12 protein-coding genes and 1 tRNA gene are annotated in these 15,081 nt (G+C 27.7%); 6 read left to right on the top strand and 7 right to left on the bottom strand.

Annotation, left to right across the window (positions count from 1 at the left end):
* Positions 1-297 precede the first annotated feature (297 nt).
* The 4 genes from Bsayi582_RS00205 to Bsayi582_RS00190 form a co-directional block, all read right to left on the bottom strand.
* Complete coding sequence (locus Bsayi582_RS00205; protein WP_500815813.1) at positions 298-1,158, bottom strand: metal ABC transporter permease; 861 nt, start codon at positions 1,156-1,158, stop codon at positions 298-300.
* Positions 1,159-1,260: 102 nt separating this feature from the next.
* Positions 1,261-1,905 (bottom strand): metal ABC transporter ATP-binding protein, encoded by a 645-nt coding sequence (locus Bsayi582_RS00200; RefSeq protein WP_500815812.1) that lies wholly within the window; start codon positions 1,903-1,905, stop codon positions 1,261-1,263.
* A gap of 21 nt (positions 1,906-1,926) precedes the next feature.
* Positions 1,927-2,064, bottom strand: coding sequence for a hypothetical protein (locus Bsayi582_RS00195; RefSeq protein WP_500815811.1), 138 nt, complete (start codon positions 2,062-2,064; stop codon positions 1,927-1,929).
* 212 nt (positions 2,065-2,276) lie between these two features.
* Positions 2,277-2,359: transfer RNA gene (locus tag Bsayi582_RS00190), tRNA-Leu, on the bottom strand.
* Positions 2,360-2,769: 410 nt separating this feature from the next.
* Here Bsayi582_RS00190 and Bsayi582_RS00185 point away from each other — a divergent pair.
* Positions 2,770-3,669: a LysR family transcriptional regulator gene (locus tag Bsayi582_RS00185; protein WP_500815810.1), complete on the top strand. Its 900-nt coding sequence runs from the start codon at positions 2,770-2,772 to the stop codon at positions 3,667-3,669.
* Between the two features lie 33 nt (positions 3,670-3,702).
* On the opposite strand, the gene lptG is transcribed toward Bsayi582_RS00185, so the two are convergent.
* Positions 3,703-4,776 (bottom strand): LPS export ABC transporter permease LptG, encoded by a 1,074-nt coding sequence (gene lptG / locus Bsayi582_RS00180; RefSeq protein WP_500815809.1) that lies wholly within the window; start codon positions 4,774-4,776, stop codon positions 3,703-3,705.
* 5 nt (positions 4,777-4,781) lie between these two features.
* Positions 4,782-5,903 (bottom strand): LptF/LptG family permease, encoded by a 1,122-nt coding sequence (locus tag Bsayi582_RS00175; RefSeq protein ID WP_500815808.1) that lies wholly within the window; start codon positions 5,901-5,903, stop codon positions 4,782-4,784.
* A gap of 250 nt (positions 5,904-6,153) precedes the next feature.
* Here Bsayi582_RS00175 and Bsayi582_RS00170 point away from each other — a divergent pair, with 250 nt between their 5' ends.
* The 5 genes from Bsayi582_RS00170 to Bsayi582_RS00150 all read left to right on the top strand — a co-directional run bounded on the left by Bsayi582_RS00170 (position 6,154) and on the right by Bsayi582_RS00150 (position 12,898).
* On the top strand, positions 6,154-7,671 hold the full coding sequence (locus tag Bsayi582_RS00170) for a leucyl aminopeptidase (RefSeq protein ID WP_500816116.1): 1,518 nt from the start codon (positions 6,154-6,156) through the stop codon (positions 7,669-7,671).
* A gap of 124 nt (positions 7,672-7,795) precedes the next feature.
* Entirely contained in the window at positions 7,796-8,245 is a 450-nt protein-coding gene (locus tag Bsayi582_RS00165; RefSeq protein WP_500815807.1) for a DNA polymerase III subunit chi, read from the top strand.
* A 13-nt stretch (positions 8,246-8,258) separates the two neighbouring features.
* Positions 8,259-11,126, top strand: a complete 2,868-nt coding sequence (locus Bsayi582_RS00160) for a valine--tRNA ligase (protein ID WP_500815806.1) — start codon at positions 8,259-8,261, stop codon at positions 11,124-11,126.
* A gap of 269 nt (positions 11,127-11,395) precedes the next feature.
* On the top strand, positions 11,396-12,424 hold the full coding sequence (gene argF / locus Bsayi582_RS00155; RefSeq protein ID WP_500815805.1) for an ornithine carbamoyltransferase: 1,029 nt from the start codon (positions 11,396-11,398) through the stop codon (positions 12,422-12,424).
* A 51-nt stretch (positions 12,425-12,475) separates the two neighbouring features.
* Entirely contained in the window at positions 12,476-12,898 is a 423-nt protein-coding gene (locus Bsayi582_RS00150) for a Rid family detoxifying hydrolase (RefSeq protein WP_500815804.1), read from the top strand.
* Between the two features lie 382 nt (positions 12,899-13,280).
* On the opposite strand, the gene gltP is transcribed toward Bsayi582_RS00150, so the two are convergent.
* Complete coding sequence (gene gltP / locus Bsayi582_RS00145; RefSeq protein WP_500815803.1) at positions 13,281-14,573, bottom strand: glutamate/aspartate:proton symporter GltP; 1,293 nt, start codon at positions 14,571-14,573, stop codon at positions 13,281-13,283.
* Positions 14,574-15,081 lie beyond the last annotated feature (508 nt).

The following is a 15,081-nucleotide window of genomic DNA, read 5'->3' as shown; positions in this document are numbered from 1 at the left end:
ACTACAAAACAACATCAAATTTAATTTTTAATATCATGAAAACATCAAATTTTTTAAGATAAATAAACATTAATCAATTTAATTAAATATATTCAATAAATTAATATAATCCACTTATACATTTCATCTAATATATAAATATATATAAATAAACACCATCAATTACTATTTACAATCATAGTAATAAGTTTGAATATTAGAAATTATAAAAATTTTACAACATAAAACCACTATCTATAAACATAGATATACATATGTATATCTAAACAATAAAATATATTAAAATGATATACAAATTTATCTTTTATAACACGCAAAAAATAAAATGCCTTTATTTCTTCCAAATAATACTGAAATCAAAAAAAATATACTACCACATAACACTACAGTAGGACCCGCTGGTAAAGACATATAAAATGCCCCAAGTAATCCTACCCATGAACATAATAAAGCAATAAATACCGATAGCAATAACATATTCATTAAACTCTTAACCCAACACCTGGCTGACAATCCAGGCAGCATCATCAATCCGATAGACATTAAAGTACCAGTCACTTGGAAACTCGCTATTAAATTTAACATTACTATTGATAAAAAAATGATCTGAATAATTCTCGATGATGCAATATTACTTCCTCTCAAAAAACCTGAATCAAACATTTCTATAACTAAAGCTCTATAAAGTAATGAAATAATAATCAAAGTTATTGTGCCGATTACACCAATACATGTCAAATTAAAAAAACTTACAGATAAAACAGATCCAAATAATAAATCTAATAAATCTATATTAGGGCCATGTAATGATATTAATATAACCCCTAATGCTAAAGATCCAAGATAAAATCCAGAAAAACTTGCATCTTTCTGTAACAACGTCTTCTCGCTAATCCAACAAGATAATATCGCAACAATCAAACCAGAAATAAATCCTCCGATACTCATTACAATAAATGACATACCTGAAAAAAAATACCCTACCGCTATTCCTGGCAATATAGCATGAGATAATGCATCTCCTACCAAACTCATACGTTTCAACATTAAAAAAACACCAATTGGTGTCGTACTCATAGATAATATGCAACAAGCCACTATAGCCCTACGCATATATACATGATTAATAAAAGGATCAAATAATATATTAATAATCATAAACTTTTCCTTAACTAAAATAAAAAACAACATTTATAAAAATTAATAATATATATTTAATTTTACAACAAACCAATCAATACTAAATTAAGCTCATTTATTTTATATAGAAGTATGCCAAACACTACAAGAATGGGTTAACAACAATGTAATGGGAAAATATTCAGTTACTAATTCCTGATTATGCGATACAATAATTACAGTGCATCCATTTCTACAAAGTTTATTTACAGAACGAATCATTATTTTACAAGTATTAATATCAACACCTTGAAATGGTTCATCCAACAAAATTAAAGACGCCCGCTGTACTAATATTCTAGCAAATAACATGCGTTGAAATTGCCCACCTGATAAATTTCCTATATATTGATTCAACAAATTCAATAATTTTACTTGTTCTAAAGCACGCCAAATTGCTGCTCTGTGACATCGATTAAGTCTCTTTAACAAATTTACTCTTGGCCAACATCCCATAGAAACTACATCGAATACAGTCAACGGAAAATTACGATCGACTGTTTTATCTTGAGGTAAATAACCCATAATAGGTCTACCTTTTTCTCCAAATTCTAATCGACCAGATATTGGAGGTAATAAACCCGCCAATGTTTTTAATAAAGTAGATTTTCCTATTCCATTGGGCCCTATAATAGCTATCATACTACCATATTTAATACGACCACTTACAGATGGACTAACATTGCATCCGTAATAACCTGCTGTTAAATTAAATAATGTCATCATAATGTTGTAATTTTTTTGTGATTAAAATAAAAAAGAAGCCCATGCAACAGCAATCCACAAACACAACAAAATTACTAATGCTATAAATACACGAACAAAACCTGAAGTAATAAGTAATCTCATACCAATAGATAAACGTTGTTTATAACAAAAAAACATATCAAATCTTTCCCTTAATAATTTAGTTACGTTATAACATAACATTTTTAATAAAAACAAAAAAAATACACTAAAAAAAATAAAACTAAAACTAAAACTCAACAACTATAAACCAACAAAAATTTCGCAACAAAACATAATTTATTTCTCAAATTCAAAAAATTTATAAACCAATTTATTCATATAATTATCGTTACGTTGCATAAAACATTTACCGAAGGCCGGGTTCGAACCGGCATACCATTAAGGTGATTGATTTTGAGTCAATTGCGTCTACCAATTTCGCCACTTCGGCAAAAAAAACAAATAAATATGCAAACTTATTTAATAAATTACATACACAATCGTCTTTTTATAATAATTATTTTATAACCTATTTTTAATAAAAATAATATACTTCTAATCAAAATATAAAAACATATCAATAAATTGCTAAAATTGTTTATAAAAATTCATACACACATCCATATCTCGCATATAATCTAAAATAACTTACAACAGCAAATTTTATCAAAAATTTTTATCTGCATCAACTAAACATTGTATTACATTTCCAATTTTTAATATACATAGTACGTATATTAATACCCAATACATCAATTATCAATAAGAATGTTATGAGTGATTACGTTAATATATTTTACTCTTGTACATTTATACATTATAATACTTGATAAAATAAATATTATATGAAATTTTTATTATATGAATAACTTTGATTTTAATTTATTAATAGTTCTCAATGCACTACTAGAAGATAACAGCGTAAACCTAGCGGCAAAAAAATTAAACGTTACCGCTCCAGCTATTAGCAAATCTTTAAACAAAATACGTACTCTATTTAATGATCAAATTTTAGTTCGTAGTGGTACAAAGCTTATCCCCACACCCAAAGCAATATCTCTGAAAGAAAATATCAAAGAACTAGTTAATCGTATTGAATCAGTATTTAATACTAATATAATATTTGAACCTAAAATTACTGCCATATCATTTACTATCGCATCAAATAATACTATATTTTTAATACTTAATACTATCCTGTTCCAAGAAACTCAAAAAAAAGCTCCTAACATTTTTATTAACCTAGTCAATGATTCAGATTACGACGATGATTTTTTACGTAATCACACCATAGACTTATATATCGGAGAAATACGCGCTCTTAATCCTGAAATCACCATTAGAACCATCTATGCATCCAAGTGTTATTTGATATGTAGAAATCATCACCCCATTTTATCTAAAAATAAAAATATAGATAATCTCTTAAAATACCAATTTATTAAAACCAAACATGAGTATTTAACAAATTCTGATGAATGTAACAAATATTTTTGGACAGAACGTCATATAATTGGTATTACTCCAGAATACTTTACTACCGTAAATGCTGTGATTCATTCAGATGCGTTAGCAATAATCCCAGAATTTGTGTTAAAAATAATGCATAAATTAAATATGCCGATAACAAATTTCAACGCTAACTTTAACCTAGGAAAAAAAAATGTTATTCAAGCATGGCACTCCAAACTCAATCATTCTCCCGCTCATAAATGGTTACGAGAATTTACTAAAGACATATTTGTAGCTAATATAAAATAGTCAGATACCATTAAATTTTTTCAATTTAATATATTACCAATATCTCCATATAATCACTGCGTTAACTACTAAAAATATTAGACTAGGTAATATTGATACAGCTATCGGATGCATGTTATATACGACACCCAATATTCCAAACACTTGATCTAAAATATAAAACAAAAAACCCATTATACTTCCAATGAACAATCTAACACCTATTTTTTTTTGATATAATGGACCAAAAGTACATGACAAGGCCGTTATAATCATGGTTAATCCAGAAATAGGGGATAATACTTTATTCCAAAAAATCATCTGATAATATTTAGAATTTTGACCAATTTTATTAAAATATTTAATACAATGATATAACTTAGAAATAGATAAAGCATTTGGATGAGTAATGATCATTGACAATTTATATGGCGTCAACATTGAATACCATTCAAAATATGGTATTTTTTTACTAGTAACGCGCATTTCTTCTGAAATATCCAATTCATTTACATTAATAAAACGCCAAAATTTATCAATAAATATTGCACGTTCTATATAAAATATTTTTTTTAATTTTTTTTCTTTATTAAAAACATACAAATTTACTCCTAATAACTCATCATAAGCCACTATATTATCAACATAAACAAAATCATTATTATTTACAAACCACACACTTTTACTTTTTATAGGAAATACAGAAGTATCATGTTTTACCTGATTTCTATACGTACACATCATTTTTTCGCTATTAGGAACCACCCACTCATTAGAAATTACACCACACAATAATATAGGAATAACAGCTTTTATAACTGATAAAACAATTTGCAATCTACTAAATCCAAATACTTGCATCGCTATAAATTCATTATGCACTTCAAGAATACTCAAACCTAAAAGACCGCCTAATAAAGTAGCTATAGAAAAAAATAACTCAAAATCTTTTGGCAAACTTAAAATGATATACATACAAATCTTAAAAACAAAATAATCTTCCCCTCCTATTTTGCGTAATTCATCAACTAATCTAATTATGCCAGATAAAGAAACCAATGCTACAAACACTATTACTGTACTTGATACAATCATTCTTCTCATGTATCTATTCAAAATATCGTACATACATATCACATTTTTATGTAATTACGACGAAATACTTTCAAAAAAAAATGCTTCATATAAATACTATCACGAAAATTCAATAATAAAGCTATCAACAAATAGATTCCATTCACAATCCACATCCATATTATAGGATTTATTTTGTCTGAAAAAATATGAAAACGAATTAAAATATGTAAAACAAAAAAGATAACGTATAAAAAAAATATCAATAAAAAATTTGGTAAATAATTATATGAAATAGTAATAACTAATAATACTGTAATCACTGGCATAATGAAAATAGATATTAACAAAGTTAAACGCCAATGCAATTCTATACGTGCCTCTGGTTTAATAGAACAAAACAATTGATACATAGACATATGATCAACAGGTCTATTTTTTTTGAATGGGACTTTAAAAACACGATCAATTAACATTTTATACTGATAAAAGTTAGTAATAAAAAAATCCTTACATAATTCACATTTATTATGAATTCTATAAAATATACCTTTTTCTAAAATAACATATTGAGATCCATCAGATTGATGATGAATACTGCCTTTATCTGCAATAACAACTGTCAACATGCTACTATCTTTATCTTGATGCGTCTTCACTAAAAAAACATATCTTAATTTATTTCCCTGCACGCTATCTACAAACAAAGTTAAATATTTAGCAGATAATAATTGAAATTTCTTTTCTGATAAAATAGTTAAACTAACGTTTTCTTTAATTTTGTACAATAATTTACTTTGGCTTCTCACGCAATAAGGAGATAACCATGCCATATTAATTATAGCAAAAACCGCAATAATGCCACTAAAAAAAAATATAATCTTAATGAAAATACATTTATCTACAGCACAAGAATATATAGCTATAATTTCATTATAAACATGCAATCTATAAAAAGTTATTAACACACTAACAAATGCACTAAAAGGAATAAGCAATTTTCCTTCTTCTGGTATATTTAATCCAATACACAAAAAAACTAAATATATTGAAACATTGGCATCTGTAATCAAATTTAACATTTTAATCAGCTTTTGACAAAAACAAACCAAAAATAATAATGTTAAAATTACTAACTGATTTCTAAATATTTCCTTTAAAATATATTTAATTAATATCATTTTTTTACCTAAAAAGCTTGTTTTTACATAAAAAATCAGTATCGTAATAGTAACAATTATAACACTACAAATCCTAATACATACTTAACTTATTTATAACAGAACAAAATTTATCACTAAATATAAAGTCTACATACACATAAAGTGTAAAATATTTCACTATTATGGATAGTATATGCACTGTAAACGTAGTAAACTAGTTTTAGTTTAAATATAATGTTTGTCATATTTATACACAGGAAAAGTTATGATAAAATTTAATATTACTACTGACAACCAATTAAAACTCTATCCTGATAGCTGTATTGTTACTGGCATATTTGAAGAATCGCGTTTATTTCCATCAACAAAAAAAGTCGATAAAATAAGTGGAGGATATATTTGTTCATTATTACATCGTGGAATATTACATGGAACAATAAAACACACACTACTATTACATGATATACCTAACTTACCTAATAACCAAATTTTGTTAATTGGTTGCGGTAAAGAATCTGAGTTCAATGAATACCATTATAGAAAACTAATTCGTAAGATAGCAAAATTATGTAAAACTACTCCTAGTATAAAAAAAATGTTATTATTTTTAAGTGAATTAAATATACCAGGATATAATAATTATTGGAAAATACGCCAAACAATAGAAATAATTAATAAAGAATTATATGTTTTTGATAAATTTAAAAGCAATAAAATACAACCAAACCAACTATTACACGAAGTAATATTATATATACCTAATATAAATGAATTAACATATTACAAAAAATCTATTAAAGACGGACTATCTATAGTTCGTGGAATAAATATCGCAAAAAATTTAGGAAATATGCCTCCCAATTTTTGTACACCTGATTATCTTGTCGATAAAGTTAACAAATTATCTAATTGTGATAATGTCATAATAAATGTGGTCGATGCTCTAGAAATGAAAAAATTAGGTATGAACGCCTATTTATCAGTAGGATGCGGGTCCCGTTATTCTCCAAAAATGCCTATTATACAATATACAGGACACCCTAATGGATCTAACGTCTCACCCATCGTATTTATAGGAAAAGGTTTAACTTTCGATTCTGGTGGAATTTCTATCAAAGAATCAAATAAAATGGATGAAATGAAATACGATATGTGCGGAGCTGCCGTAGTATATGCAGTTATGTGTATAGCCATAGAACTCAATTTGCCATTAAATATTATCGGAATACTTGCCATTGCTGAAAACATGATAAGCAGCACTTCCTTTCGTCCAGGTGATATTTTAACCACTCTATCAGGGCAAACAGTAGAAGTATTAAACACTGATGCAGAAGGACGTCTAGTTTTATGCGATGCTTTAACATACGTAGAACGCTATAAACCTGACGTTGTTATTGATATAGCTACACTAACTGGAGCCTGTGTTATTGCCTTAGGACATCATTTTAGTGGTTTAATATCTAACAATCAATCTTTAGCTAACGATTTAATTATAGCAGCAAAACAATCCCAGGATCATGTATGGCAATTACCATTAGATAACGTATTTCAAAAACAATTAAAATCTACATGCGCAGATATGACAAATTCTGGAGGAAGAGCAGGCGGAACTATTACAGCTGGTTGTTTTCTTCAACGATTTGCTTGTAAATATAACTGGGCACATTTAGATATTGCTGGGACAGCATGGACATCTAATTATTGTGATAAAAGCGCCACAGGACGTCCTGTGGCGCTTTTATCACAATTCTTACTTAATAAATTATCATCTTATAAACTTAAATAAAGTATATTAACATTAGCAACTAATTAATTCCAACAAAACATATATAATCAAAAATAACTTATATTAAATTTATCCAAATAAAAACACAAATCAAACTGTAAAAACTATTAAAAATAATTAATATATGAAATACGTCACTTTTTATTTATTATCTCAAGAATTTCAAAAAAATGAACTTAACTATATTGAACAACTTGTATGTAAACTAACAAATACGCAATGGAGATCTAACAAAAGTATATTAATAACCTGCGAAAACAAATATCAAGCTGAAAAAATAGATAAAATATTGTGGATATTTGATCAAAACACATTTCTCCCTCATAGTTTGTTCAAACAAAATATCCACAATACCCCAATTACCATATATTGGAGCCAATGTTGCTATGACAATAAACCAAGAGATCTTTTAATCAACCTTATGAAAAAAGGTGTAAATTTCTTTTCCAATTTCAATGAAATAATAGATTTCATACCTGTAACTGATGATTTAAAACAATGGGCAAGAAATAGATACCGATCCTACAAAAAAAATGGATTCCAACTACACATCGTCAACGCATCAACTATATAATTAAAATAACGTTATGGAAAAAATATATAATCCTAAGCATATAGAAGAGCCAATTTACAAATTTTGGGAAAAAGAAAATTATTTTGCCGCCCATGAAAATGCTTCTCAGGAAAACTACTGTATTATGATGCCTCCTCCTAATATTACAGGACAATTACATCTCGGACACGCATTTCAACAAATTATTATGGACGTTTTAATTCGTTATCAAAGAATGCGTGGAAAAAATACTTTATGGCAAATGGGTATAGATCATGCTGGAATTGCTACACAAATACTAGTAGAACATAAAATATATAACGACACAGGTAAAACTAAACATGATTATACACGTGATGAGTTAATAAATAAAATTTGGGCATGGAAAGAACAATCTGAAAAATCTATTACTTACCAAATGAAACGACTAGGAAACTCAGTAGATTGGAAACGAAAACGTTTCACTATGGATACAGAAATGTCCTATGCAGTGAAAGAAGCTTTTATCCGTTTATATCAAGAAAAATTAATTTATAGAGGAAAACGATTAGTAAATTGGGATGTTAAATTACAAACCGCAATTTCTGATTTAGAAGTTATAAATCAACAAACAACAGGTTCCATGTGGTATATATATTATCAATTAGACCACAATTCTAATATTTTGAACAATCCAAACCATTTAATCATCGCAACAACACGACCAGAAACTATATTAGGAGATACCGCAGTTGCAGTACATCCAGAAGATTCTCGTTATAAAAAATTAATTGGACAATACGTTATCACTCCAATAACCAATAGACGCATTCCCATTATTTTCGACAAACATATCAATATGCTCAAAGGCACCGGTTGCGTTAAAATCACTCCTGCGCATGATTTTAATGATTACGCTATAGGACAAAGACATAATCTACCTATGATAAATATTTTTTCGCTTGACGGAAAAATTCTTAAAAAACCTGAAATATTTGACAGTCATGGAAAACCTTACAATCAATTCAATTATAATATTCCTCAAATATTCCATGGTCTTGATACTTATAATGCACGAAAAAAAATAATTTCTGAATGTAATAAACTCAATTTATTACATGATATTAAACCTCATAAATCAATTACTCCATATAGTGATCGCACTGGAACCATAATCGAACCAATGTTAACTAACCAATGGTATATACGTACCAAAAAATTATCGCAACAAGCAATAAATGTAGTAAAAAAAGATATTATTAATTTTGTTCCAAAAAAATATACTAATATGTATTTTAGTTGGATGGAAAATATACAAGATTGGTGCATTTCCCGTCAAATATGGTGGGGACATAGAATCCCAGCATGGTACGACAATAACAATCACATATACGTAGGACATTGCGAAAAAGATATAAGAATACAAAATAAATTAGATAGTAACATAATATTATATAAAGATAATGATGTATTAGATACATGGTTTTCTTCAAGTCTATGGACATTTTCTAGTTTAGGTTGGCCTAAACATACCGAATTACTAAATATTTTTCATCCAACTAACATCATAATAAGTGGATTCGATATTATATTTTTTTGGATTGCACGAATGATCATGCTAACCATGCATTTCATTAAAAATAATCATCAAGTAGCTCAAATTCCCTTTAAAACCGCATATATCACTGGTCTTGTACGTGATGAATTTGGAAAAAAAATGTCTAAATCTAAAGGCAACATAATTGATCCGATAGATATGATAGATGGAATCTCGATAGAAAATTTATTAAAAAAACGTACAAATAATATGTTACAACCACAACTAGAAAATCAAATTAAAAAATATACCAAAAAACAATTCCCTAATGGAATTAAACCTCATGGAGCTGATGCTGTAAGATTTACCTTGATAGCATTAGCATCATCTGGCCGCGATATACACTGGGATATGAACCGATTAACAGGTTATCGAAGTTTTTGTAACAAATTATGGAACGCTAGTCGATTTGTCCTAATGCATACTAAAAATAAAGATTGTGGCATATCTACAAAAAATAAATCATTTTCTCTGATAGATCGTTGGATAATTACAAAATTTAATCAAACAGTACAAAATTTTCATAAAAAGTTGAAAATTTATCGTTTTGATGAAGTAGCAAACATTGTACATGATTTTATTTGGCATCAATTCTGCAATTGGTATATTGAACTGATTAAACCAATACTTTATACAGAACATGTTCAACAAGAAATACGCCTCATCAGCGCACGTTATACATTAATTACATTACTTGAAGCATTATTACGCTTAGCACATCCGCTCATTCCTTTTATTACAGAAAAAATTTGGCAAGAAGTCAAAATAATTACTAAAAACAACGGAAAAACCATCATGTTACAACCATTTCCAAAATGGGATGCAAATAACACAATTGACACAGAATCAATAATAGATGTGGAATGGATCCAATGCGTTATCACAGCGATACGTGCTACTCGTGCAAATATGCATATAGCACACAATATCCCCTTACAAATAGTGTTTCGAACAAATTCTTCAATAGTTAAAAAACGCATTGCAGAAAATTATGATATTTTAACTAATATCGTTCAATTGGAAAGTATAAATTTTATTTCAAAAAATAAAATGTATCCAAAATCCATTAACGTACCCTTAGAGTCAGCAGAACTATTAATACGCGTACCGGAAACATTCGATAAAAATATAGAAATAAATCGACTAAACAAAAAACTCGAGTCAATATATCATAATATTAAAACAATAAAAAAACTACTAGACAACATTGACTTCATCAATCACGCGCCACAAACTATTATTACAAACAAACAAAAATTATTAAATCATTACGAACAAATCCAAAATAAATTACTTAAACAATACGCTACAATAAAAATGCTATAATTATTTGTATGATAAAATGAGAAATCAAATAATCGATAAAATGAAGTTCTTTTATTTATATGTTTATATATTAAATCAAACTTAATATAATTTTAACTAACTAAGTCGTATATCAATACAAATGACTTTTGCGTCATATTTTAACAAAACCAATTCCACATACTTTATAAAAGTTTTATTTTATCATAAAAATTTATTTTCAATTACATATTGATTTATTTATATGAAAAATAATTACTTTCATAAATAAATTTTTAGGAAAAAATTACATGAACAAATTATATCAACGATCTTTTTTACGGTTAATGGATTTCACCATAGATGAAATTCAATATTTGTTGCAATTATCCAGCCATTTGAAACATCAAAAAAATAAACAAACTGAAATACAGAAATTAAACAGAAAAAATATTGTATTAATCTTTGAAAATCATTCCACTCGAACAAGATGCGCCTTTGAAGTAGCAGCATTTGATCAAGGAGCCCACGTAACCTGTTTAACTCCAGATATCAGTCAGATTGGACATAAAGAATCTATTAAAGATACCGCCAAAATATTAGGACGTATGTATCATGGCATTCAATATCGCGGATACAATCAAGATATCGTTACTATATTTGCACAATATTCTGGAGTACCAGTATGGAATGGACTCACCATAAAATTTCATCCAACACAACTACTTGCTGATCTCATGACTATGCAAGAACACATGCCACATAAAAAATTTCAGCAAATTAAACTAGCTTACATTGGAGATGCAAAAAATAATATCGGTAATTCTTTATTAGAAGCCGCGGCAATCATGGGATTTGATTTAAGATTAATATCACCTAAAGAATTCTGGCCAACACAAGATCTATTCAACGTTTGCCAAAAACTTGCAAAATATAATAATGGAAACATCATACTCACTGAAAATATATCTGATGGAATAAAAAATGTAGATTTTTTATATACTGATGTATGGGTATCTATGGGAGAAAACGAAAAAGTATGGGAAAAACGTATCTCTTCATTATCTCCCTATCAAGTAAACCACAACATGATCCAAAACACTGGTAATCCAAATGTAAAATTTTTACATTGCTTGCCAGCATTACACAACACAGATACTACTATTAGTAAAAAAATAGCAAACAAATATAATTTAACTAATGGTTTAGAAGTAACAAACGAAGTATTTGAATCTACTAATCATAGTATAGTATTTGATCAAGCTGAAAATCGTCTACACACCATTAAGGCTCTTATGTTAGCAACCTTACTACCTGATCTTAATCATTGCCATACATGATGAATAATATTAAAATTTTAACAACCATAACTAACTAGGATGAAATGAAATATGAATATGCTACATGTTATTAACACACAAAAAGCCCCCGTTCCTCTTGGTCCTTATACACAAGCAATAGACACAGGGAATATGGTGTTTGTATCTGGTCAAATTCCTGTATGCCCAGATACAAACACCATGCCTGAAGATATCCAGGGTCAAACTCATCAAGCATTACAAAATATAAAAAGCATCATAGAAGCCGCTAATTTAAATATCAATAACATTGTTAAAATCACATTATTTATCATCAATATACATGACTTATCCAAAATAAATATTAGTTATAAGAAATTCTTCGATAAATATTCGTCCTATGATCATAAATATACAAATTTACCAGCTCGTTCTTGCGTAGAAGTTTCCAAATTACCACAAAATTCCAAGATAGAAATTGAAGCCATTGCAAGTCGTTTTGTAATACATCAATAACAAAAACAATATTGTAAAGTAAAACGTATAGTAACAATAATTAAACAATACTATCTTATTAAAGATAATTTAATTCTATCTTTCTCTTGAAAGACGATTATCATTAAAAATAAATACATCTTTTATTTAAATACATAATATTCAAACTATATTCTATATCTTCTCTATTACTGATTCCTACATTCAAATAAGTAAAATATACAAAAATTAAAAACTACACATTCAAAAAAAACTAAACTATTAAAACACGCTAACACATCATGATCATGATATCTATTCTTTAACAATAACAACAACAATTTAAATTGAATACATAATGATATAACCTTTTATAAAAATTACACAACATACATACATTTACTTGATTATCCACAAAAATTTTTTATTTATTAGATAACATCTCTGATTCATATATAAACGCTTGTTTTGTATCATACTGATTTTCCCATTTAGCAATCACTAACACTGCTAAAGCATTACCTATTACATTTAATGCTGTACGTCCCATATCTAATATACGGTCTACTCCTGCTATAAATGCTAAACCTTCCAATGGAATACCTACACTACCTAACGTAGCTAACAATACTACAAAAGATACTCCAGGGACTCCAGCTATTCCTTTCGAAGTAATCATTAAAGTCAATACCAATATAATTTCTTGACTTAAAGATAACTCAATTCCATATAACTGTGCAATAAAAATAGCAGCAATACTTTGATATAAAGTTGAACCATCTAAATTAAATGAATAACCAGTAGGTACCACAAATCCAGTAATAGTCGATGGAGCTCCATAAGCTTCCATTTTTTCAATAATACGTGGTAATACAGTTTCTGAGCTAGCAGTAGAAAAAGATAAAATAAGCTCCTCTTTTAAAATATAAATTAATTTTAAAATTCTAAGGTTACATAAACGCGCGACTATGCCTAATACTACTAATGCAAAAAAAACAATAGCACCATAAACCAACAACACGAGTTTAGTAAGAGGTAATAAAGAACTGAATCCAAAAGTTGCAACTGTAACTGAAATTAAAGCAAACACTCCAATAGGGGCATAACGCATAACTATATGTGTGACTTCAAACATAGTATCTGCTATAGAATTAAATATATCTAACAACGGAACCTTGGTTTTATCTGGCAATGTAGCCAATCCAAGTCCAAATATTACTGAAAAGAAAATAACTGGTAACATATCCCCCTTAGCCATAGAATTAATAATATTAGAAGGAATTAACGATAACATAGTATTTACTAAATTCGACTGTATTTCAGATGTAGTTTGCTCATACATAGAAATATCTGTTCTAGATAACACAGACATATCAATACCATAACCAGGATGAAATAAATTAGCAAAAGCCACACCGAGTACTATAGCAATAGTCGTAATAACTTCAAAATAAATAATAGTTTTCAAACCAATACTTCCAAGTTTTCTAGCATCTCCAATACCAGCAATTCCAACCACTAATGTAGCCATTACAATAGGAACTACAATCATTTTTATCATACGAATAAAAATTTCTCCTGCTGGAGAAAGAAATGTTGTAATCATCCAATCTTTTAATTCTATTTGATCATGTAATGCAATTCCTAAAATAATACCCAAGTTTAAAGCAATAAAAATTTTCCAAGCAAGGGTAATTTTAAACTTTTTAACTATCATAGTTACCCCTTATTTAAATAGTTATTTGTTAAATTTAATCGATCCACTCAAATAATTATACTAGACTGACTGAAACAATAATCCCTAAAAACTGGGAAAAAATATAAAACATACAACAATTAATAAACTAATCAATAAAAATAATCAAATTATTTAATCTAAACGTATTTAATATATATACTTAAAATATTATACGATCACAAACTATTTTTATGTTTTATTATAAAAAACAAAAAAACAACACATACAACCTTATATGTGCATTCAGCAAAATATAGATTTTAAAAATAAAAACTACTTTAACTATTTATTAACACACACGCATATACAAAATATTCAACCACAAAGTTGACATTCATATTTTATAAATTCCCTATAATATAATATATTGAGCTTTTTCTAATTCTCTGATAAAGAATAAAGTTATCTACTATTTAAGTCAACTATTACGTAATAAAACATCTATTTAAATTGAATTTTATTTAATTAATCATTATACTTTATTCTA

Source organism: Candidatus Blochmannia sayi (nom. nud.) (genome assembly GCF_059935855.1).
Note: the sequence above shows the minus strand (reverse complement) of the source record. Positions and strands in the feature narration are given on the sequence as shown.